The organism is Mesorhizobium sp. M6A.T.Cr.TU.014.01.1.1, assembly GCF_004022765.1.
Classification (GTDB): Bacteria; Pseudomonadota; Alphaproteobacteria; order Rhizobiales; family Rhizobiaceae; genus Mesorhizobium; species Mesorhizobium mediterraneum.
On record NZ_RZPG01000116.1, the window covers coordinates 1 to 366 of the forward strand.

The window sequence follows — 366 nt, forward strand, 5'->3', positions numbered from 1 at the left end:
CTCTCGGACGGCACCTCGCTGTCGCAGAAGGATCAGGACTCCACACTCTACACCGCGACGTTGCGCACCGGCTACGAGATCTCCCCTGCCCTGACCCCGTTCACTGAAATCGAGGTCGGCCGCCGGACCTATGATCAACGCATCGACAATGAAGGCTTCGAGCGCTCGTCGACGCGGCTCGGCGCCCGCGCTGGCCTTGCACTCGACATGGGCGAGAAGCTGTCGGGCGAATTCTCGGCCGGCTGGCTCAGGGAAGCGATCGACGACAAAAACCTTGATGCGATCTCGGGTGCCACCGTCAACGCCGACCTCAAATGGTCACCGGAGCGCGGCACCACGATCGGCCTGACCGGGCGGACCACCGTC

General features: G+C 64.8%; 1 protein-coding gene. It reads left to right on the plus strand.

All coding sequences use genetic code 11. The features are described from left to right. Positions 1–366, plus strand: a 366-nt coding sequence (locus EN885_RS33210; protein WP_164897989.1) for an outer membrane beta-barrel protein, incomplete at both ends; no start/stop codon positions are given.